General features: G+C 62.4%; 19 protein-coding genes and 1 tRNA gene. 18 read left to right on the top strand and 2 right to left on the bottom strand.

Annotation, left to right across the window (positions count from 1 at the left end; genetic code table 11):
- Positions 1-73 precede the first annotated feature (73 nt).
- From ACW9IN_RS14655 to pgaD, 6 genes are all read left to right on the top strand, one after another.
- Complete coding sequence (locus ACW9IN_RS14655; protein WP_457366559.1) at positions 74-706, top strand: NADH:ubiquinone oxidoreductase subunit N; 633 nt, start codon at positions 74-76, stop codon at positions 704-706.
- A 148-nt stretch (positions 707-854) separates the two neighbouring features.
- The gene (locus ACW9IN_RS14650) at positions 855-2,351 is read left to right on the top strand and encodes a YdgA family protein (RefSeq protein WP_457366558.1); all 1,497 of its coding nucleotides are present in this window, start codon (positions 855-857) and stop codon (positions 2,349-2,351) included.
- A 298-nt stretch (positions 2,352-2,649) separates the two neighbouring features.
- Positions 2,650-5,130: a poly-beta-1,6 N-acetyl-D-glucosamine export porin PgaA gene (pgaA, locus tag ACW9IN_RS14645; protein ID WP_457366557.1), complete on the top strand. Its 2,481-nt coding sequence runs from the start codon at positions 2,650-2,652 to the stop codon at positions 5,128-5,130.
- Between the two features lie 12 nt (positions 5,131-5,142).
- Positions 5,143-7,140, top strand: a complete 1,998-nt coding sequence (gene pgaB / locus ACW9IN_RS14640) for a poly-beta-1,6-N-acetyl-D-glucosamine N-deacetylase PgaB (RefSeq protein WP_457366556.1) — start codon at positions 5,143-5,145, stop codon at positions 7,138-7,140.
- Positions 7,141-7,142: 2 nt separating this feature from the next.
- Complete coding sequence (gene pgaC / locus ACW9IN_RS14635) at positions 7,143-8,483, top strand: poly-beta-1,6-N-acetyl-D-glucosamine synthase (RefSeq protein ID WP_457366555.1); 1,341 nt, start codon at positions 7,143-7,145, stop codon at positions 8,481-8,483.
- Positions 8,484-8,485: 2 nt separating this feature from the next.
- A complete protein-coding gene (gene pgaD / locus ACW9IN_RS14630) occupies positions 8,486-8,968 on the top strand; it encodes a poly-beta-1,6-N-acetyl-D-glucosamine biosynthesis protein PgaD (RefSeq protein ID WP_457366554.1) in 483 nt (160 codons plus the stop codon).
- 48 nt (positions 8,969-9,016) lie between these two features.
- On the opposite strand, the gene ACW9IN_RS14625 is transcribed toward pgaD, so the two are convergent.
- Positions 9,017-10,516, bottom strand: a complete 1,500-nt coding sequence (locus ACW9IN_RS14625; RefSeq protein ID WP_457366553.1) for a M10 family metallopeptidase C-terminal domain-containing protein — start codon at positions 10,514-10,516, stop codon at positions 9,017-9,019.
- Positions 10,517-10,911: 395 nt separating this feature from the next.
- Here ACW9IN_RS14625 and ACW9IN_RS14620 point away from each other — a divergent pair, with 395 nt between their 5' ends.
- The 3 genes from ACW9IN_RS14620 to ACW9IN_RS14610 are packed head-to-tail and all read left to right on the top strand — an operon-like array spanning position 10,912 to position 13,768.
- A complete protein-coding gene (locus tag ACW9IN_RS14620; RefSeq protein ID WP_457366552.1) occupies positions 10,912-12,573 on the top strand; it encodes a vWA domain-containing protein in 1,662 nt (553 codons plus the stop codon).
- A gap of 20 nt (positions 12,574-12,593) precedes the next feature.
- Positions 12,594-13,166 carry an RNA polymerase sigma factor gene (locus ACW9IN_RS14615; protein WP_457366551.1) on the top strand — a complete coding sequence of 191 codons (573 nt, stop codon included), beginning with the start codon at positions 12,594-12,596 and terminating at the stop codon, positions 13,164-13,166.
- The gene (locus ACW9IN_RS14610) at positions 13,163-13,768 is read left to right on the top strand and encodes a hypothetical protein (RefSeq protein ID WP_457366550.1); all 606 of its coding nucleotides are present in this window, start codon (positions 13,163-13,165) and stop codon (positions 13,766-13,768) included. Before ACW9IN_RS14615 ends, ACW9IN_RS14610 begins: the two co-directional genes overlap by 4 nt.
- A gap of 118 nt (positions 13,769-13,886) precedes the next feature.
- Here ACW9IN_RS14610 and ACW9IN_RS14605 read toward each other — a convergent pair.
- Positions 13,887-13,963, bottom strand: a tRNA-Arg gene (locus tag ACW9IN_RS14605).
- Between the two features lie 191 nt (positions 13,964-14,154).
- Here ACW9IN_RS14605 and ACW9IN_RS14600 point away from each other — a divergent pair.
- The 9 genes from ACW9IN_RS14600 (at position 14,155) to gabD (ending at position 20,142) form a co-directional block, all read left to right on the top strand.
- Positions 14,155-14,871 carry a Crp/Fnr family transcriptional regulator gene (locus ACW9IN_RS14600; protein WP_457366549.1) on the top strand — a complete coding sequence of 239 codons (717 nt, stop codon included), beginning with the start codon at positions 14,155-14,157 and terminating at the stop codon, positions 14,869-14,871.
- A gap of 87 nt (positions 14,872-14,958) precedes the next feature.
- Positions 14,959-15,501, top strand: a complete 543-nt coding sequence (locus ACW9IN_RS14595) for an RNA polymerase sigma factor (protein WP_457366548.1) — start codon at positions 14,959-14,961, stop codon at positions 15,499-15,501.
- A gap of 103 nt (positions 15,502-15,604) precedes the next feature.
- Entirely contained in the window at positions 15,605-15,832 is a 228-nt protein-coding gene (locus ACW9IN_RS14590; protein WP_457366547.1) for a RebB family R body protein, read from the top strand.
- Between the two features lie 16 nt (positions 15,833-15,848).
- Positions 15,849-16,421 (top strand): hypothetical protein, encoded by a 573-nt coding sequence (locus ACW9IN_RS14585; protein ID WP_457366546.1) that lies wholly within the window; start codon positions 15,849-15,851, stop codon positions 16,419-16,421.
- 97 nt (positions 16,422-16,518) lie between these two features.
- Positions 16,519-17,157, top strand: a complete 639-nt coding sequence (locus tag ACW9IN_RS14580) for a hypothetical protein (RefSeq protein ID WP_457366545.1) — start codon at positions 16,519-16,521, stop codon at positions 17,155-17,157.
- Positions 17,158-17,185: 28 nt separating this feature from the next.
- Positions 17,186-17,638, top strand: coding sequence for a hypothetical protein (locus tag ACW9IN_RS14575; RefSeq protein WP_457366544.1), 453 nt, complete (start codon positions 17,186-17,188; stop codon positions 17,636-17,638).
- Positions 17,639-17,720: 82 nt separating this feature from the next.
- Entirely contained in the window at positions 17,721-18,035 is a 315-nt protein-coding gene (locus ACW9IN_RS14570; protein ID WP_457366543.1) for a RebB family R body protein, read from the top strand.
- Positions 18,036-18,089: 54 nt separating this feature from the next.
- A complete protein-coding gene (locus tag ACW9IN_RS14565; protein WP_457366542.1) occupies positions 18,090-18,404 on the top strand; it encodes a RebB family R body protein in 315 nt (104 codons plus the stop codon).
- A gap of 295 nt (positions 18,405-18,699) precedes the next feature.
- The gene (gene gabD, locus ACW9IN_RS14560) at positions 18,700-20,142 is read left to right on the top strand and encodes an NADP-dependent succinate-semialdehyde dehydrogenase (protein ID WP_457366541.1); all 1,443 of its coding nucleotides are present in this window, start codon (positions 18,700-18,702) and stop codon (positions 20,140-20,142) included.
- Positions 20,143-20,312: the final 170 nt, after the last annotated feature.

Raw genomic sequence — 20,312 nt, 5'->3', positions numbered from 1 at the left:
CTATGCTTTGACTGGCGGGCTCCCGTGATGGCCCGTCGGTCAACGTTCGCGTTTGCTCATGGGGATTCCAATAATGAAAAACCCTTATGCTCCCGCTTTCTGGTGCGTGTTCTTCGCACTGGTGTTGTTGTCGGCGACTTATTTCTACGGCGTCATGCTGGCGCATCAAATCGACAAGGCGATGGTGTTTCTCGACAGCGCCTGCGCAGTGATCGGCACCCTGTCCATCGGTGTGGTGGCCTGGGCGTCGTACCAAAACCAACGGGTGAAGAAAAAACTCCTCGAACAAGGCAAGACGCGGGTGGCAATCTGGGACACCAAGGTTGCGCTGCGCCGTGTCGAAACCGTGTTCGACCGCTATTTCTGGGGCAGTTACTGGCAGCCTGGGCGCACCTTCCAGGAAGTCATGGGCGAGCTCACCGGCACGCCCCTGGAAAAGAGTCTCGAAGCCCTGAAAAAACAATGCGTGGCCCTGGACCAGCAAGTCGCCGACGGCAGGCATTGGCTGAATAACGCGCGGGAGTTGTCTGACGTTGCCACGCAAATGGCCCGCGAGCGCTATCAACTCGACTTCTGCGATCCCAAGGCCGATACCCCGGGCAATGCCGTGATACACCGCGAGTTTGAGGTGCTGGTGTACACCTGGACGGCGCGCCTGAAGAGTTTCGATCACCAGCTCGATGAAATCGAATTGGAATACTCGTGAACCAACGGTAGACCTGACCCCTCTGAAAAGCTGGGCCGTTCGCGGCTGCCAGTGCTAATCTTCCTCCGCTTTTGGCGGGCTTGAGCCAACCTCCTCGGGGGTTCAAGGAAGACAGCCCACTTCTCACAGGATTTGATCAGGTCACTTCATGAATAAGCCAGCCGTTGTTCTCTTGGGTTTTGTTGTCGCCGTGGGCGTCGTCAGTGCAGGCGGTGCCTGGTACACCGGCAAGCAGCTGGAACCGGTACTGCAAAACGCGGTTCAGGATGCCAACAAGGAGTTGCAACGCTCCATGGCCGGTGTCGACGGCCGCGTGACCCTGGAGCTGGTGTCCCTGGACCGTGGCCTGTTCAGCAGCACTGCCCACTACCGGGTGAAGGCGCAAGGGTCGGTGTTCGGCGCAGATAACCCGAACCCGGAACTGCTGTTCGTCGACCATATCGAGCACGGTCCGCTGCCGTTCTCGCGTCTGGTGTCGCTGAAGTGGCTGCCGGTCATGGCTACCAGTCACTATTCGCTGGAAAAGAACGCCACCACCGAAAAATGGTTCGCCGCCAGCAAAGACGTGTCGCCGCTCAAGGGCGTGGCCAATATCGGCTACAGCCGCTCGGTCACCGGCAATGTTGAACTGCTGCCGCTGGAGTTCAAGGACGACAAGTCCAGCGTGAGCTTCTCCGGCGCCAACCTGGACTTCGACAGCACCGCCGAAGGCCAGAAGGTCAAGGCCGACGGCTACATGAACAACCTCAAAGTGAGCGCGGTCGATGCTGAAGGTGTGCCGTTCGCCGCAGACCTGGCCGGCCTGACCATCGCCAGCAACCTGGAAAAATCCACCTTCGGCTTCTACACCGGGCAGAACACCGTTGAACTCACCGACGCCAAATTCACCGTCGGCGTGAAGCAAGACGTGATTTCGCTCAAGGGCTTCGAACAGAAGGACTCCAGCGAAACCAAAGACAACGCCATGGCTGGCCGCGTCGACTACAAGATCGACGAGATCGGTTACCAGGGCAAGCCGGTCGGGTCGGCCGCCCTGTCGGTCAGCGTGAAGAACATCGATGTGCCCTCGGGCCTGGTGCTGACCAAGCTTTATCAGGACAAGATGCAGCCGGTGCAAGCCGCTGCCGCTGCGGGTCAGCCGGTGCCGGAATTGCAGTTGACCGAAGCCGAGCAGACCCTGGCCGAGACCAATATCAACCAGTTGTTGGCCGCCAAGCCGCAGGTGAACCTGGAAAACCTGTCGCTGAAAACCGCCCACGGTGAAAGCAAGTTCAACCTGGTGGTGGACCTGACCAAGCCGGCGACCATGGAACTGCCTCCGGTCGAGCTGGGCAAGCAGGTCATCGCGTTGCTGGATGCCAACCTGACCCTGTCCAAACCGATGATCGCCGACGTGGCGGCCCTGCAAGCGCAGGCCGGTGGCGTCACCGACCCTAAAGCCATCGAACAGCAATCGAAGATGGCCAGTGAAATGGTCAGCGGTGTTGCCGTGGGCACGCAGTTGGCCACCGTGGTCGGCAACGATGTCGTCTCCAAACTTCACTACGCCAACAATGAGGTGACGTTCAACGGCCAGAAGATGACCGTGGAGCAATTCATCGGGTTTGTCATGGCCAAGGCGGGTGCGGTGGGCGGCGCGCAGTAAGGATTTCGCCATCTTCCGGAAATAGATAATGCGGGAGCGCAGCTGCCTGCGATAAGGGTCAAGTAACCGACGAGGCCGTCGGTTGCAGCCCCGTTATCGCCGGCAACTGCGCTCCCGCATTGGTTTTTTCGTCCGGCTGGTCAATTCTGAACAATTGTTCTGAATTGACCTTTTTCGCACGCTCATCGGGGATAGTTCCTACAGGAAAGCTGGGTCGGGTCACGAGACGCCGACGCCCTGATGCAAATCGCTCAGGACCACCTATCGTTACAGCTTTCCGTGTGTAAGGAAGCTCACGATGCTGCGAAACCTACCACTCAGTGCGACAGGCCGGTTACGACTGCTCATCGGGGCAGCCTTGTGCAGCCAGCTGCTGATGCCCGCCTTCGCTTCGGCCGATCCCGCCTATGACGCCCTGATCATTCAGGCGCGCAACGGCAACTACACCCCCGCGCTGACCCAACTGCGCCAGCTCTCCCCGGACCGCCAGACGCCCGGCCAGATCAGCGATCATCTGGTGATTGCCGGCTGGGCGGGCCAGGACGCCGAAGTGCTGAAGGTGTACGAGGCCCAGGGTAAACATCGCAATTTGAGCACCCAGGCGCTTGCCACGGTCGCGCGTACCTATCGCAACCAGAAGCAGTGGGCCCAGGCCTCGGCGGTCTATCGTCAGGCGCTGTTGCGTGAACCGAACAATGTCGACCTGCAACTGGGCCTGGCCCTCACGCAGGCCGACGGCGGCCAGGCCAATGAAGCCGTGCAACGCACCCGTGCGCTGGTGGCGGCCAACCCGAACGACCCCAACCGGCGCATGGCCCTGGGCTACGCCCTGACCCGCGCGGGCCTGAACTATGACGCGCTGTTCGAATTCGACCAGGCCTTCATCCGGGCCGGTGATAAACCCGAAGTGGCCCGTGAATACATCGTCGCGCTGCAAAAGGCCCGCCTGCCGGAACCGGCGCTGCGCCTGTCGGCCAAGCGCCCGGGCCTGCTGGATGCGGTCACCCAGCGCCGCCTGGAAGGCGACCTGGCGGCCGAGCGTGTGCGCATGGCCGAGTTCGCCACGCGCACCGAGCAGGAGCGCTATGTGATCGCCGACCGCGCCCTGCAAGACTACGACAAGCTGCTCGCCCGCTGGACCCCGGACCCCAGCGCCCATGACGACGTGGTGCGCTGGCGCATCGACCGCCTGGGCGCCCTCAAGGCGCGGGCGCGCACCGCCGAGGTGATTCGCGAGTACCAGACCCTCAACGGCGAAGGCGTGCAATTGCCCACGTACGCCTTGCGCTGGGTGGCGGCGTCCTATCTGGACCAGCGCCAACCGGAAAAAGCCGAGCCGCTGTACCGCCAGGTGCTGACCGCGCCGGATGCCGACGCCAGTTACCGGGTCGATGACAGCACGGCGTTGTTCTACGCCTTGCTGGAGAGCGACAAGGTGGAGCAGGCCCGTGAAGTGGCCAACAATTTGGCCAAGGAGCAGCAACCCCGCGTCGAACTCAAGGGCCTGCCCATCGGCAACCCGAATGACAACTGGATGGACGCCCAACAACTGGCCGCCCAGGCCGGCACCTATGGCGCCGACCTGCCCGCCAGCGAAGCGGGGCTGGAGGCGCTGGTGCAAAAGGCCCCGGGTAACGTTGGCCTGCGCCTGGCCCAGGCCGACATGTACCGCGCCCGCGATTGGCCACGGCGCGCCGAAGGTGTGCTCAAGGAAACCGAAGCCCAGGCCCCGCGCGATATCGGCCTGGAAGTGAACCAGGCCTACACCGCCATGGACCTGCAGGAGTGGCGCCAACTCGACCTGCTCACCGATGACGTGCTCGCCCGCAACCCGGACAACCGCCAGGTGCAGCGCCTCAGCCGTCTGCGCGACGTGCACGACATGGCTGAGCTGCGTGTCGAGGCCTACACCGGCAAAAGCTTCGGCGGTGGCAACAATGGCGATGCGGGCGCTGTCTCGGGCAGCCGCGACTGGGGCATCGAAAGCCGGATCTACACGCCGCCCATCGACGAAGACTGGCGCCTGTTCGCCGGCGCCGGTTATGCCCGTGCCGATTTCGAAGAAGGCACCGGCCAGCACCGTTGGCAGACGGTGGGCGTGGAGCGGCGCACCCGCGACATGACCATTGAAGCCGAGGTGTCCAACCACTCCTATGGCGATGGCTCCAAACAAGGCGCTGCGGTGTCGATTGCCCGCGACATCAACGACAACTGGCAATACGGCGGCAGCCTTGGCTACCTGCTGTCCACAACACCGCTGCGGGCGTTGAATGACGGTGTCACGGCCAACGGCGGCAGCGGTTTCATCCGCTGGCGCGCCAACGAAAGCCGCGAGTGGAAACTGACCCTCAGCCCCTCCCATTTCAGTGACGGCAACGACCGCTTCGAAGCCCTGCTCAGTGGCCGCGAGGGCCTCTACAGCTCGCCGAAAGTCCAGGTGGACCTGGGCCTGGAAGTGGGGGCTAGCCGCAACAGCAAGGAAGACACGGTGTACTTCAATCCGAAGTCGGACTTCACCGTGCTGCCCGTGATCAACGTCAACCATGTGCTTTATCACCGCTACGAGACCCAGTGGAGTCAGCAGTTCCAGATCGGCGCGGGGACGTATAGCCAGCAGGATTACTCCACGGGCGGCATTGGCCTGGTGGGCTACGGCCAGCGCTTGCGGTGGAACGATGTACTGGAAGCCGGCGCCAACCTGAGCCTGATCAGCCGACCCTACGACGGTGATCGCGAACGCGATCTGCGCCTGCTCGTCGACCTCACTTACCGTTTCTAGAAGAGCCTGACCATGACCGTCCTCAGCCGTTGCTTGTTGATTCTGGGCGTATTGCTGGCCAGTGCCTGTGCCCAGCAGCCCGCGCCTTTCACGCCTCCCGCCGAGCGGCCCACACCGGCCAACGAACTGGCGTGGCCGAAAAACCATTTCCTGGGCATTGCCTACCACGACGTCGAGGATCGCGACCCCGATCAGGCGGTGGTGGCGGTGCGCACCGAGCGTCTGATCGAGCAACTGGCCTGGTTGCGCGAAAACGGCTACCAGGCGGTCAGCGTCGACCAGATCCTGGCGGCCCGCAACGGTGGTCCGGCGCTGCCGCCCAAAGCCATCATGCTCAGCTTCGACGACGGCTATTCGAGCTTCTACACCCGGGTGATGCCGATCCTGCGCGCCTACCACTGGCCGGCCTTGCTGGCGCCGGTGGGATACTGGATCGACACGCCCCTGAACAAACCCGTGGACTTCGCCGGCCAGCCTCGGCCCCGTGGCGAGTTCCTGACCTGGCAGCAGATCCGCGAGGTGTCTCAGTCGGGCCTGGTGGAAATCGCCGCGCACACCGATGCCAGTCACACCGGCATCCTGGCCAACCCCCAGGGCAACCTGGAACCGGCGGCGACGTCGCTGCGGTTTGACCCGGCCACGGGACGCTATGAAAGCCAGGCCCAGTTCGATGCGCGGATGCGTGCCGACGTGGCAGCGATCACTCAAAAAATCCAGAACGTCACTGGCAAGAAACCCCGCGTGTGGGTATGGCCTTACGGCGCCGCCAAGGGCACGTCGCTGGCGATCGTGGGCGAGCAGGGCTACCAGATGGCCCTGACCCTGGAAGACGGCCTCGACAGTTCCAGTGACCTGATGAACAGCCCACGCTTCCTGGTGGCCTCCGACCCGGATGGCGAGCATTTCGCCAACAGCATGGTGGCGGTACAGGCCAAGGCCCCGTTGCGCGTGCTGCATGTGGACCTGGACAACGTCTACGATCCGGACCCGGCCCAACAGGCGCGCAACCTGGACGTACTGGTGCAGCGCGTGGTGGACATGGGCGCGGGCACCGTGTTCCTGCAAGCCTTCGCCGACCCCAAGGGGGATGGCCTGGTGCATGAACTGTACTTCCCCAACCGCCATCTGCCGGTACGCGCCGACCTGTTCAACCGCGTCTCCTGGCAATTGCACACCCGCGCCCATGCTGCGGTGTATGCCTGGATGCCGGTGCTCAGTTTCGCCCTCGACCCCAAGCTGCCACGCGTGACGCGCTGGGACCCGCAGACCGGCCAGGTCGGCCTCGACCCGGACCAGTACAAACGCCTGTCACCGTTTGATCCGCAGGTGCGCAAGATCATCGGCGAGATCTACGAGGACCTGGCCCGCAACAACGCCATCGACGGAGTGCTGTACCACGACGATGCGGTGTTCAATGACTTTGAAGATGCCAGCCCGGCGGCGCTCAAGGCCTATGCCGCCAACGGCCTGCCGAGCACCATCGAGGCCCTGCGCGCTGACCCGGCCGTGATGCAACGCTGGACCCGCTTCAAGAGTCGCTACCTGATCGACTTCACCAATGAGCTGACCGCCAAGGTCCGCGCCATCGGTGGGCCGCAGGTGCAGACGGCGCGCAATATCTTCGCCGAGCCGATGCTCAACCCCGGCAGCGAAACCTGGTTCGCGCAGAACCTGGATGATTTCCTCCAGACCTACGACTGGACCGCGCCCATGGCCATGCCGCTGATGGAAGGTCAGGAGTACAGCAACTCCAATGCCTGGCTGGAGCGCCTGGTGGCGACGGTCAAACAGCGTCCGGGCGCGATGGAACGTACGGTCTTCGAACTGCAAGCCAAAGACTGGCGGACCCAAGCGGCGCCGGATATCGATGCCAGGCAAATGGCTGAATGGATGGGTGTGCTCAAACGCCAGGGGGTCAGGAGTTTCGGCTACTACCCGGATAACTTCCTGGAAAATTCCCCGGACCTGAAGACAGTGCGTCCGGCCCTTTCCAACCAATGGAACCCATGACCATGTTCGACAGAATCCTGGCTTTATTCGTGTTGGCCCTGGTGTTGGGTGTGCCGCTGGGCCTGATCTTCCTGGTGACCGGGCAGTTCCTGATGGACTTCGTGTTTTTCTACCCGTTGTTCATGTCGGCGCTGTGGATTGCCGGTGGCCTGTACTTCTGGCTGCACTGGGAGCGCCACTGGCCCTGGAAAGAAGACACCCCGGCGCCGACCCTGGCCGGCAACCCGCTGATCTCGATCATCATCCCTTGCTACAACGAGGGCGATAACGCCGCCGACACCATCCATGCAGCGCTGGGCCAGCTGTACCCGAACGTCGAAGTGATCGCGGTGAACGACGGCTCCAAGGACAACACCGCCGCGGTACTCGATGCCCTGGCGCTGGAGAATCCGCGCCTGCGCGTGTTGCACCTGGCGCAGAACCAGGGCAAGGCGGTAGCCCTGCGCATGGGCGCGGTGGCGGCGCGCAGCGAGTACCTGGTGTGCATCGATGGCGATGCGTTGCTGGATAAAAACGCGGCGGCTTATATGGTCGCGCCGATGCTCGATAACCCGCGCCTCGGCGCCGTGACCGGCAACCCGCGCATCCGCACGCGCTCGACCCTGATCGGCCGGGTGCAGGTGGGTGAATTCTCGTCGATCATCGGCTTGATCAAGCGTACCCAGCGGGTGTTCGGGCGGATCTTCACGGTGTCCGGTGTGGTGGTGGCGTTCCGTAAAAAGGCGCTGGACCGCATCGACTACTGGAGCACCGACATGATCACCGAGGACATCGATGTCAGTTGGAAGCTGCAGCTCGATCACTGGGCGATCTTCTATGAGCCGCGCGCCCTGTGCTGGATCCTGATGCCGGAAACCGTCGGCGGCCTGTGGAAACAGCGCCTGCGCTGGGCCCAGGGCGGCGCCGAAGTGCTGTTCAAGAACATTCGCGGTATCTGGCAGTGGCGTCACCGTTACCTGTGGCCGCTGCTGTTCGAATACTGCCTGTCCACCGGGTGGGCCTTCACGTTCCTGCTGTCGGTGATTTTCTGGGGCGTGGGCAAATTCATCCCGCTGCCCCAGGCGATTGCCGTGGACTCGCTGGTGCCGCCGGCGTTCACCGGTTTGGTGTTGGCGATGGTGTGCCTGGTGCAGTTCGCGGTGAGCATCCTGATTGACCGGCGTTACGAAAAGGACCTGTGGAAAACCCTGTTCTGGACCGTGTGGTATCCGATGGTGTTCTGGCTGGTCAGCCTGTTTACCACCCTGGTCAGTTTTCCCAAGGTGCTGTTCAACCAGCATCAGAAACGCGCGCGCTGGGTCAGCCCCGACCGTGGCATCAAACCTGCTGAAGAGGACGCGTGATCATGAAACTGGTCAGAACTCGCCAACGTAAGGTGATGTGGCTCATCGACGTGCTGTTGACCCTGATGGCCTGGGCCGGGCTCATCTGGCTGCTGGTACGCGGGATCGGTTCGATGCTGGAAACCCATGGTGGCCCGCGCATCGAAGCGCCGATCTTCGCCGCGCTCAATACCCTGCAGGTGTACCTGTGGATCGCGCTGCTCAACGCCGTGATCCTGGTGAGCTGGGCACGCTACCAGCAACGCCGGGGACGCAAGTTCGCCCAGCGGCGTGCCGAGGCCAAGGCGCTCAGCGACAAGCACCTGAGTGAAAGCTTCAGCCTGGGTGAGGGCGACCTTGAACAACTGCGCCGCCCGGGTGTGCTGGTCATCCACAACGACGAGGAGGGCGGCGTGGCGGAGGTGAAATCCCATGTGTCCCGCGACGTGGAGAAACCCGGTTTGACCCTGGTCCCAGGCCCGGATCGCAACAAGGATGCCAGCTAAGGCGGGCTTGCGCCCCCAGCCCTGACCGTCGAAAAGCGGGTCAGCCTTTCAGGCCCACCAGTGGCGTTTCAATCGATAGCTGCTTTGAGGCCGCATGTAGGCGGGTTTGGCCTGGATGATATCCTCGGCCTTCACCTCCCCGTGGGTGTGGATCAGCAGGTCGGCCTGGCCGTTTCCGGTGAGGTCGATGGACAGGCTGCCGCGCCCGGTACTTGCGTCAAAGGCCAGCACACTTTCACCGGCCTTGCCGCTCAGTGCTTGAGTGAAGGTGAGGGTGGACGTATTGGCGCGCTGCATCGCGCCCGACACATCGATCTTGTCGGTGCCGCTGGTGAAGTCCATGAGGGTGTCGGGCTTGTCGGGCGTCGAGTCGCTGGCCTGTTCATAGATGAAGGTGTCGGCGCCGCCGCCGCCGCGTAATCGATCGGCGCCGCCACCGCCCGTTAGCCGGTTATTCGCTTCATTGCCGATCAGCGCGTCGTTGCCTTTGCCGCCGATTGCGTTTTCCAGCGTCACGCCCCTGGCGATGGATACATTCCCTTCAAGCCCGCCCACGTCGGAGAACGAGCCGGCCCTCAGGTTGATGGTCTGGTTGGCGTGGTAGCCGGAGAAGTCCAGGGTGTCGTTGCCGCCGCCGTCCCACACGCAAAAGAATGCCCGGTCCTGGTGGCTTTTGAGCGAGAGAAAGTCGCGCTCGGTATTGGAATTGAAGCCGTAAGTGGTGTCGCCGTTGCGGGTTTGCTTGTTGATGCCGTACAGCCGCTGGATGGCGGCGATGTCGTCCATCATGGGCGCCGCCGGTTTTGACCAGCCCCGTCCGCATTGTTTTCCGCTGGCTTCAGCGTCGAAATAACTCATGACGGTATGGGCGACGGAGTCCTGGGCGTAGACGCGGGCGTTATCGTTAGCCCAACCGTCGTAGTGTCCCGGGTGAGCCAGGCCCAGGGAATGGCCGATTTCATGGGCCATGTCGTGGCGGGTGACGCGGTCGGGGTTGTAGACGGTAGCGCCTGGATTGGAGCCGGTCGGCCCATATCCGTGGGCAGAACGCACCCCTCTGGAAATACCGAATGACAGACGGCCTTCACCGCGCCCATTCCCTTCACTGAATTCAAGGTTGGCCACGTCCGCCCATGACTGCATCGTCAGGCGTGCCTGCCGTTGCTGTTCAGGGTTGAAACCGCCGTTGCGGAACGAGTAAGCAATGCTCGTTTTGCCGTCACCATTGTGGTCCTGCCATTTGGTGCGTGACGGCGAGAGCTGCCTGATTGCGCCCTCTTCATCGAAGGACCTGCGGTTGGCTTTGGTGATGTGCGGGTCGTCGGGGCGCAGGGTGATGTCTCGGCCGTCCCAGTTGCGCTCTGCCGGTTGATCGGCACTGATGTCCCTTTTAAATCGCTCGGCTGTAGGTTGAACGAGCGGGCGAACAAAGGGGGGACTGATAAACGGCTGAATAAAGGGCCGGAAGACCGGATGGCTGATAAACGGTCGGATGAAGGGTTGCAGGATGGGCAGAAACGGCGTGAAGGCCCGAAAGGGTATGAACATACGAGGATTGTCCTTTTGTTTTTAGCGTGGCATTCCTTGTGTTGGTGTCGTGCAGGCAAGCTCCGTTTGCAGGGTTGAAAGGCTGGCATCCCGAGCTTCGGGCCTGCAACGACAAAGGTTTTTCAGGCAAAAACCGGCAGGGTGTGGAAATTTTTTGATGTGACGCTGGAATGTTCATCGTGTGGCCGCTTCCTCCAACGGCTGTGTATTGAGCGGTAGTGCCAGGCGCTCATGAAATATGGGCTTGCTTATGTTTTGAAAGGTTCTTTCTTCTGTCCGACAGTGCCTGAGCTTTTCTCGGACATTGACCAGAAAAAATCCACGCGGTTAACCCGCCGTCTTAGCGTCCTCCGTCTGAACCCATGAACAGACTCTTCATTCACGAGGTTCAGCCCATGTCCCGTTCCTTGCTCTTCCTGCGTCCTGCCGTCCAGGGCTTTGCCGTTAGTTTGCTCGTGGCGCTCACCGGTTGCGGGCTGTCATCTTCCCGCGATGTAGCCAAGCCCGCCGAACCGGCCCCTGCCGCGCCTCTCTACGAACTCAGCAGCGTGCCAGTGCAAGGCGCACTGGCCAAGCGCACGGCGATGCCTGCACCGATGACCGCGCGCCTGATGGCGCAGGACTCGGTGGCGATGGACTATCGCAGCGAACCTCGCGAGCAATACGAAAACCTGCCGGACAACCCGGTTCATCGCGTTGCCGAAACGCCGGTGTCGACCTTCAGCGTGGATGTCGACACCGGCAGCTACGCCAACGTCAGACGCTTCCTCAACCAAGGCAGCCTGCCGCCTGACGGTGCTGTGCGACTGGAGGAAATGGTCAACTACTTTCCCTACCACTACGCATTGCCCACCGACGGCTCGCCCTTTGGCGTGACCACCGAAGTCGCCGCCACGCCCTGGAACCCGCACACCCGGCTGCTGCGCATTGGCATCAAGGCTTCCGACCGTGCCGTGGCCGACCTGGCACCGGCCAATCTGGTGTTCCTGGTGGATGTGTCCGGCTCCATGGATCGTCGCGAAGGCTTGCCGCTGGTGAAAAGCACCCTGAAATTGCTGGTGGATCAACTGCGCGACCAGGACCGCGTGTCGCTGGTGGTGTATGCCGGCGAATCGCGGGTAGTGCTCAAACCCACCTCGGGTCGCGAAAAGGCCGTGATCCGCAACGCCATCGATCAACTGACCGCCGGCGGTTCCACAGCGGGTGCGTCCGGTATCGAACTGGCCTATCAGATGGCGCGCGAAGGGTTTATCGACAAGGGTATCAACCGCATTCTGCTGGCCACCGACGGCGACTTCAACGTGGGGGTCAGCGACTTCGACAGCCTCAAGCAGATGGCCGCCCGGCAGCGCAAAAGCGGGGTTTCCCTGACCACCCTCGGGTTTGGCGTGGACAACTACAACGAACACCTGATGGAGCAACTGGCCGACGCAGGGGACGGCAACTACGCCTACATCGACAACCTGCGTGAGGCGCGCAAAGTGCTGGTGGACCAGTTGAGTTCGACCCTGGCGGTGGTGGCGCGGGATGTAAAGTTGCAGGTGGAATTCAACCCCGCCCAGGTCAGCGAGTACCGTTTGCTCGGCTATGAAAACCGCGCCTTGAAGCGTGAGGATTTCAACAACGACAAGGTCGACGCCGGTGAAATCGGCGCGGGCCATACGGTGACGGCGCTGTACGAAATTGTTCCGAAAGGCGAGCCGGGCTGGCTGGAGCCGCTGCGTTATGCCACGGCACCTTCAGCGGACAGCAAGGTCAATGAGCTGGCCCTGTTGCGTGTGCGCTACAAACCTGCGGCGGGCGGGGACAGTCGCTTGATCGAGCGCCCCATCGGCAATGCCGTCGCCCGGGCCAGCGACGACTTGCGTTTCTCTGCCGCGGTGGCCGCGTTTGCCCAGCAGCTCAAGGGGGATGGCCGCTACACTGGCAGCATGACCTTGCAAGACACCGCCGCGCTGGCGCGCTCGGCCCGTGGGGATGACCCGTTCGGGCTGCGCAATGAGTTCGTGCAACTGGTGGAGCTGGCGCAGAGTCTCAAGACACCGGCCACACACTGAACAAGGAGTTTGCCATCGATATGCTCGCTCCAGACGTTTCACCCAGCGACGAGGCGTTGCTGGCCCGCTACCGAACCGGCGACGGTGCTGCGTTCGAAGCCTTGTATGCGCGGCATCGCCAGGGCCTGTACCGGTTTCTGGTGTCCTTGAGCAACAAGGCCGAACTGGCGGAGGAGGTGTATCAGGAAACCTGGCTCAGCCTGATCCGCAGCAGCACTCAGCCACAGGGGCGCGCGAGTTTTCGCACATGGTTGTTCCAGATTGCCCGCAACCGTCTGATCGATCACTGGCGCAAGCATGGCGTGCATAACCCGCTGCACGACAGCTACGATGAGCACCTGCACGCCCAGGCCGACGACACGGCGGGCCCCGAACAGCAACTGAGCCTGAGCCGCGATCAGGCGCGGCTCGAGGCCGCGCTGCAGGACTTGCCCGAGGACCAGCGCGAAGTCTTCCTGTTGCGCTTGCACGGCGACCTTGAAGTCCCGCAAATCGCGGCGCTCACCGGCGCCCCGCTGGAAACCGTCAAAAGCCGCCTGCGTTACGCCCAGCAGAAACTGCGCCGCCTGCTGGCCGAGGAGATACCCGCATGACCGACTCCCGACACATCCCCGATGCCGACGACTTGCTGATCGAGCATTTCCGTCAACACAGCACCGGCGAGCCGCCCGCGTCCCTCGACGCCTTTATCCTGGCTACCGCCCGCCGCGAAGCCCCGGCGCCGCAACCCAGCCTGTGGCAACGCTGGCTGCACGCCTGTCAGCGCCCGCGCTGGCAAATGGCATTCGCCACCGTGGCCGGCCTGGCGCTGATGATCGGCGTGGTCATGCGCTCGCCCGTGCCACAACCGGAAATCTCCACCGCGACCTTCTCCGCGCTGCGCGAAGACGTCGCCCGGCCCGCTCCACCCCCAATGTCCGCCCCCGCCCCGGTCGCCCGGCTGGCCATCGCACCCAAGGCCGAAAGAGCACCGGCCCAGGCGCAGATCATGGGGTCGCTGGCGGACGAGTCCGCCGCCAAAGCCAGCAAACGCGCCCCACCGATACTGCCTTCGCTGGAGCAGGGGTTGCAGGAGATTGTGAGGCTGCGGGAAGCCGGCCAGGCCCGACAGGCGGATGAGCAACTGCTGGCGTTGTACAAACGCTTCCCGCAGGAAGACTTGCCCGCACTGCTGGAAGCCTTGCACAAACCCTGACCCCGCGCGCTGATCATTCCCACGCTCCGTGTGGGAATGCCGCCGGGGAGGCTCTGCGTTACCCACACGCAAACAAAACGCCCCAAGTCTTTCGACTTGGGGCGTTTTTGTGTGTATCTGGTGCACCCGGCGGGATTCGAACCCACGACCCCTGCCTTCGGAGGGCAGTACTCTATCCAGCTGAGCTACGGATGCTTGTGCGGGCGACATCATACCCATGTCGGTTCAAGGCGTCCACGCTGGTGTTTTGTGTCGCCAATGCTGGCGTTTTCCCTGCATTCACAAGTCCGCCGGCCGGACGTCCCTTTGTTTGCTTTGCTCCGTTGGCTTTAAAGCGCCTCTCTGCGCCGTGCGCGCAGCATTTTCCCGTCAGACCAGGTGAACGCATGCATTCCAAAGGAACCGTGATGCTCGATCTCCCGTTGCGACAAACCCTGCTGGCCCGTTCCGATTTGTTTCGGGGTATGCCGGAACACCTGTTGCACCACGTCGCGACCCATATGGTGGAGCGCACGCTGGATGATCGTGAAATGCTCTATTTCAAGGACGACACCCTCGAATTCATCGCGCTGGTGGTGGAGGGGCGGATTTATTCGGTGATGCAGGGCCCCGATGGCCGGGAGCAGATTATCGGCAGCGTCGGTGCCGGGCAGGTGGTGGGGGAGACTGCCTTGATCAAGGGGCACGGGCGCGAGTCATCGACCTTTGCCAGCGGCCAGACGCGGTTGTTGCAGTTGGGCAGCCGCCATTTTGCTGCGTTGTTCGAGGAGCCGGTGTTTCTGCGGCGCCTGCTGATGTTGATGATGATGCGTCTGCTGCAAGTCATCGAGCTGCTGGAGTTGGTCAGCCTGCATCGGCTGGAGTCGCGGCTGGCACGGTTTCTGTTGGCGAACATGGACGACATCGACCTGGCCCTGGCCATGCCCAGCGTGTCGTTGCCGGCCAGCCAGGGGGTGCTGGCGTCCATGCTCAACACCAGTCGCCCCAAGCTGAACGTGCAACTGCAACTGTGGCGCCGCAGTGGCCTGATCAGCGGCAACCTGGAGCGGATGGTGATCAATGACCTCGAGCATCTGCGGCGCAAGGCGTTTTCGTTGAATTAGTTCGTGCTGTGTTCCCCAGGTAACAGCGTTGCTTCGTTGAATCCTCTCAGACTGGCCCCTCATCAAAAATGCAAGGGAGTGCGCGTGATGGGGATGACTTTTCCGTTCAATAAAGTAGCTGTGGCCGACGACCAGTTGTTCGAAGCGAGTTGGCGTGCGGTACAGGGGGAACTCAAGCGCCGGGCCTTGCGGCGGGCCAAGGGGAACCAGGATCAGGGCCAGGAATGGCTGTCGGCGACGGCCATCAAGGCCCTGCTGTTTTTTCGGCGTTCGCCGGAGCGTATCCGTGATCCCCAGGGGTTTCTGTTTCTGGTACTCGACCACGTGTTCTTTGACAGCTTGCGGCGCAGCAAGCGCGAAGGGCGGGTGTTCGATGATTCGGTGGTGCTTGAGCACGATCACTTGGCCGAACTCGCGGCTCCCTGCGCCTCGGTGCTGGAGCGCGTGGAGCGTTATGAGCGATTGGAGCAGATCGAGGCGCACCTGGCGCAGTTGCCGGTTTCACAGCAGCGCCTGTTCGAAATGCGCTTTGTGGATGAGCTGCCTTACCCGCAAATCGCCGCTGAGTTGCAGGTGAAACTGCCGTTGGTGCGCAAGCGTGTGCAATTGCTGCGGATTGCCTTGCGCTGAACTTTATTCACAACGGTCGGCGGGGGGCGTTCAAGTTCTATGAGCACGCCACGCCGCCACTCAATACGCCCACGTCCGGGTGCACTTCATCAAGGAGAGATGTATGACAGAGGTCAACAGCCAGATCACCGACGCGGTCACCCAAACCAACGTCAAGGTGGTTGCGGAAGCGCCGGCCCAGGCCATTGCGTCGCTGTACCAGGTGGCCAGCAGCTCCGCCGGCCTGTCGTTGCAGAACGCGGTCAGCAGTCAGCAGGCGATGAATCAGATTTCCAACGCCGTGATCTCCAAGGCCGTCAGCCTGATCATGCAGATCGGCGAGAAGGGCTGATTCCGGGGGATAGACCATGTCGTGGTTCAGTAAAAAGAAACCCGCTACTCCGCCCGCCGCCGACGATGCTCCCACCGCTGCGGCCAGCCCGGCGGCGCCCGCCCGGCCGTCGATCATGGAGCGGATGAACGAGCATGTGCTGGCCCAGGCCAGTACGCCACCCACCGACAGCACGGATGCACTCAACAGCCAGATCGTGCAGGCCGTGCAATTTACCAATGCCCAGACCGCGTCCTACGCGCCGTCCCAGATCGCCGTGCCCGCCGACATGATGATCAGCCAGGCCGCCGGTCTTGTGGCGCAGTCGGCGGCGAGCTACTTCGACGGCGTCAGCAAGATCGCCCTGGCCGCGCAGGCGGTATTGCTGGAGCAGATGACCAAAAACATCGTCGCCGACAAGCCCGTACAGGCGGCCGAAGACGCCTTGGGCGCACTGGCCACCGACTTGCTGGTGGGAGCAGCCGCTGCCGTTGCCGCCGCTGCCGGGGCGATGGAGGCCGAGGCCGCAAGCGTGGCCATCGACAAGATCGACCAGAGCATCGCCAAGTACAGCAGCACCCTGGCCAATCGCGCGGCGCCCGCCGCCTGAGTTCACGCCTCACGGCCATGAGCATCGAGCGCCAGGGCCGCCTGGCGCTGTGCAAGAGCAACCGGAAAGCAACTTTTCTTTATTGAGGAGCGACATCATGCAGCCTGGAGATATTGTTTTTTCAGTGGCACAAGGGACCGATCCGTTATCCACCAGTGTTCCCCGTGCGTTCATTCGTGCCGGGCAATACGTCAAGGCCAAGGCGTTCGCGGAGGCTTCACCCAACGTCCCGGTGGTACACGCCGCGATCGCCATCGATGAGAACCGTGTCATCGAGAGTGTCGGCAGCGGCATCCAGGTGACGGACCTTTCCACGGAGACTCCGCCACGGGTCGCCATCGTGTTTTCCTGCGACGACGCCTTGCTGGCCGAAGGTGCCGCCACGGCTGCCGCGCAGTTCAACAGGGATGTGGTGGGCACCGATATCAAGGGCAGCTACAGCGTCTGGAAGGCGTTTCTGTCGCTGTTCCGCCGCTCCAGCTATTCGCCGGGCTTGCAAGCCCGGATCAACGAATCGGTGTCCATCGGCAATTCGTCGTTCTGCTCGCAGTTCGTGGCCAATGCCTACGAAGTCGGCAACCTGTACACCGACGCCAATCTGGTACCGCCGCCACCGCCGGTATTCGACATTCGCCCGACGGCGACCACGCCCTGGGATCTTGCTTCGTTCTGCGACGGCGACGGCAAGTTCTTCTTCGCCGGCTTTTGGCAGGACAGTGCCGAGGTGCGGCTTTAGCGGCCCGTCCATGGATCAGGAGACCGACATGGCCCAACCCGAGCAAAACCCCGTGGCGGATATCTATCGCCTGGCCGAAGCCCTCAACCTGCCGCTTTCCCCCGGCGACCGCCAAGTCCTGGAAGCCCTGCTGCGCAGCCAGCCGCACGGTATTTCCGGTACCACACAGGCGGTTATCGACCAGGCGCGTGAGCAGACTCGCCAACTGATCGATCAGGAGCGTACGCGGGCCAATGAGGTACTGGACCAGGCCAAGGCCAGTGAAAACGCACTGAAACAAAGCGCCGCGCAGCGCGAAGCCCTGATCCAGCAATGGCTCAAGGCACAGCAAGCGCAACCGCAAGCGCCGGGGGTGTCGACTGATGTGAAGACGTTGATCCAGACGGAGGTCAAGGCGGCGATCGACGAGCAGCTCAACGGGCTGATCGCAAAGATCGAGGCGGCGCTGGGCCAGCCGGGCGGTAGTGGCAACGGCGGTTGAGCGGTCGTTGTTCACAGCCCGCCGGCTGCTACGTTCATTGATGAACACGGAATGCTCCGTGTACCAAATAAGGAAATTGATCATGGCAACTGTAAACGAGCAAATCACGGACGCGGTCACCCAGACCAACGTCAAGGTAGTGGCCGAATCGCCCGCCATGGCGATGAGCACCATCTATCAGTCGATGGCCCAGGCTACGGCGATCCTGTTCCAGAACGCGGTTTCGGCCCAGCAGCAACAAAACACGCTGGCCCAGGCCGCGACCAACCAGGGCGTGATGCAGATCTACAGCGTCGACACCACCGCGGGTGCCGCCGCTACCGAGAAGGTCGCCCAGGGCGGCGTCTCGGACAACCTCACCAGCCTGTTGACCGTGCTGAAGTCGTTCCAGCCTTGATCGGCTGAGCGTTGACGGATGTTGTTCTTTTATCGAAAACCAGGAGTTCCAACCATGAGTACAGTCAGCCCGCAAATCACCGACGCAGTCACCCAATCCAACGTCAAAGTGGTCGCCGAAGCTCCGGCCATTGCCATGGGGACGATCTACCAGTCCCTTGGCCAGGCCACGGCGATTCTGTTCCAGAACGCGGTTTCGGCCCAGCAACAGCAAAACACCCTGGCCCAGGCCGCGACCAACCAGGGCGTAATGCAGATCTACAGCGTCGACACCACCGCCGGTGCCGCCGCCACCGAGAAAGTCGCCCAAGGCGGCGTGGCCGACAACCTGACCAGCCTGTTGACCATCCTCAAATCGTTCCAGTCGTAACCCGCAGGTCCCCCAACACCCCCGTCGCCCACCCGGCGCCGGGGGTGTTGTCGTTTGTACGTTGATCCGAAAGACCAGACAAATGCGCCGTTTTCGTTCTTTTTTTCGAACAGACTATTGCCCTGCCCCCCCATTGATCCTAGGATTCGTTTGAGATTTCAAACGCTCTGTCTCCCGCGCGCTATTTATCGTCTTTCGCGTGCTGGGGCTGATTTCCCTGACGGCAGCCCACAAGGCGCCTTTCAACAACTCTAATTCGCTCCGCGTGCGCGCGGTGCTGTTAAGGAAACCCGACATGCAGCTCAAAGATACCCAGTTGTTCCGCCAGCAAGCCTTTATCGATGGCGCTTGGGTCGATGCAGACAATGGTCAGACCATCAAGGTCAACAACCCGGCCACGGGCGAAATTCTCGGCACCGTGCCGAAGATGGGCGCTGCCGAAACCCGCCGCGCCATCGAAGCCGCCGACAAGGCCCTGCCGGCCTGGCGCGCGCTGACTGCCAAAGAACGCGCCACCAAGCTGCGCCGCTGGTTCGAACTGCTGATCGAAAACCAGGACGACCTCGGCCGCCTGATGACCCTCGAACAAGGCAAGCCGCTGGCCGAAGCCAAGGGCGAAATCGCTTACGCCGCCTCCTTCATCGAATGGTTCGCCGAAGAAGCCAAGCGCATCTACGGTGACGTGATCCCCGGCCATCAGCCCGACAAGCGCCTGATCGTGATCAAGCAGCCCATCGGCGTGACCGCCGCCATCACCCCGTGGAACTTCCCTGCGGCGATGATCACCCGCAAGGCCGGCCCGGCCCTGGCCGCCGGTTGCACCATGGTCATCAAGCCGGCCTCGCAAACCCCGTTCTCGGCCCTGGCCCTGGTTGAGCTGGCTCACCGTGCCGGTATCCCGAAAGGCGTGCTGAGCGTGGTCACCGGCAGCGCCGGCGACATCGGCGGCGAGCTGACCAGCAACCCGACCGTGCGCAAATTGTCCTTCACCGGCTCCACCGAAATCGGTCGTCAGCTGATGGCCGAATGCGCCAAGGACATCAAGAAAGTCTCCCTGGAACTGGGCGGCAACGCGCCGTTCATCGTGTTCGACGACGCCGATCTGGATAAGGCCGTCGAAGGCGCGATCATCTCCAAGTACCGCAACAACGGCCAGACCTGCGTCTGCGCCAACCGTTTGTACATCCAGGACTCGGTGTACGACGCATTCGCCGAAAAACTCAAGGTGGCGGTGGCCAAGCTCAAGATCGGCAACGGTCTGGAAGAAGGCACCACCACCGGCCCGCTGATCGACGAAAAAGCCGTGGCCAAGGTCCAGGAGCACATCAACGACGCGGTGAACAAGGGCGCCAAGCTGCTGACCGGCGGCAAGCTCATCGAGGGCAACTTCTTCGAACCGACTATCCTGGTGGACGTACCCAAAGACGCCGCCGTGGCCAAGGAAGAAACGTTCGGCCCGCTGGCGCCGCTGTTTCGCTTCAAAGACGAAGCCGAAGTGATCGCCATGTCCAACGACACCGAATTCGGTCTGGCCTCGTACTTCTATGCGCGCGACCTGGGCCGTGTGTTCCGTGTGGCCGAGGCCCTGGAATACGGTATGGTCGGCGTCAACACCGGGCTGATCTCCAACGAAGTGGCGCCGTTCGGCGGTATCAAGGCCTCGGGCCTGGGCCGTGAAGGCTCCAAGTACGGGATCGAGGATTACCTGGAAATCAAATACCTCTGCCTGGGCATCTAAGGTCCGGCGGAGCAGGCGGTAAACGCAAAGGGCACGAGAGCGCTGACCCTTTGCGTGTTTTACGTTCGTTATTCGCAGTGGCCGGGAAAGCTGTGGCAGTCGATCATCGCATGCTGCCGTAGTTGCCTCCCCGCCACGTATTCCTTGAGCAACGCCACCCGATGAGTGGC

Source organism: Pseudomonas sp. SDO5271_S396, from assembly GCF_054071795.1.
This window is presented reverse-complemented; position numbering and strand designations above follow the sequence as displayed.

Excerpts from the sequence above, each read along its gene's own strand:
- ACW9IN_RS14565 (WP_457366542.1), top strand. The coding sequence starts at position 18,090 with ATGAGTACAGTCAGCCCGCAAATCACCGACGCAGTCACCCAATCCAAC.
- ACW9IN_RS14610 (WP_457366550.1), top strand. The coding sequence starts at position 13,163 with ATGACCGACTCCCGACACATCCCCGATGCCGACGACTTGCTGATCGAG.
- pgaC (WP_457366555.1), top strand. The coding sequence starts at position 7,143 with ATGTTCGACAGAATCCTGGCTTTATTCGTGTTGGCCCTGGTGTTGGGT.
- ACW9IN_RS14595 (WP_457366548.1), top strand. The coding sequence starts at position 14,959 with ATGGGGATGACTTTTCCGTTCAATAAAGTAGCTGTGGCCGACGACCAG.
- ACW9IN_RS14585 (WP_457366546.1), top strand. The coding sequence starts at position 15,849 with ATGTCGTGGTTCAGTAAAAAGAAACCCGCTACTCCGCCCGCCGCCGAC.
- pgaB (WP_457366556.1), top strand. The coding sequence starts at position 5,143 with ATGACCGTCCTCAGCCGTTGCTTGTTGATTCTGGGCGTATTGCTGGCC.
- ACW9IN_RS14580 (WP_457366545.1), top strand. The coding sequence starts at position 16,519 with ATGCAGCCTGGAGATATTGTTTTTTCAGTGGCACAAGGGACCGATCCG.
- ACW9IN_RS14590 (WP_457366547.1), top strand. The coding sequence starts at position 15,605 with ATGACAGAGGTCAACAGCCAGATCACCGACGCGGTCACCCAAACCAAC.
- pgaD (WP_457366554.1), top strand. The coding sequence starts at position 8,486 with ATGAAACTGGTCAGAACTCGCCAACGTAAGGTGATGTGGCTCATCGAC.
- pgaA (WP_457366557.1), top strand. The coding sequence starts at position 2,650 with ATGCTGCGAAACCTACCACTCAGTGCGACAGGCCGGTTACGACTGCTC.
- ACW9IN_RS14650 (WP_457366558.1), top strand. The coding sequence starts at position 855 with ATGAATAAGCCAGCCGTTGTTCTCTTGGGTTTTGTTGTCGCCGTGGGC.
- ACW9IN_RS14615 (WP_457366551.1), top strand. The coding sequence starts at position 12,594 with ATGCTCGCTCCAGACGTTTCACCCAGCGACGAGGCGTTGCTGGCCCGC.
- ACW9IN_RS14575 (WP_457366544.1), top strand. The coding sequence starts at position 17,186 with ATGGCCCAACCCGAGCAAAACCCCGTGGCGGATATCTATCGCCTGGCC.
- ACW9IN_RS14600 (WP_457366549.1), top strand. The coding sequence starts at position 14,155 with ATGCATTCCAAAGGAACCGTGATGCTCGATCTCCCGTTGCGACAAACC.
- gabD (WP_457366541.1), top strand. The coding sequence starts at position 18,700 with ATGCAGCTCAAAGATACCCAGTTGTTCCGCCAGCAAGCCTTTATCGAT.
- ACW9IN_RS14570 (WP_457366543.1), top strand. The coding sequence starts at position 17,721 with ATGGCAACTGTAAACGAGCAAATCACGGACGCGGTCACCCAGACCAAC.
- ACW9IN_RS14625 (WP_457366553.1), bottom strand. The coding sequence starts at position 10,516 with ATGTTCATACCCTTTCGGGCCTTCACGCCGTTTCTGCCCATCCTGCAA.
- ACW9IN_RS14620 (WP_457366552.1), top strand. The coding sequence starts at position 10,912 with ATGTCCCGTTCCTTGCTCTTCCTGCGTCCTGCCGTCCAGGGCTTTGCC.
- ACW9IN_RS14655 (WP_457366559.1), top strand. The coding sequence starts at position 74 with ATGAAAAACCCTTATGCTCCCGCTTTCTGGTGCGTGTTCTTCGCACTG.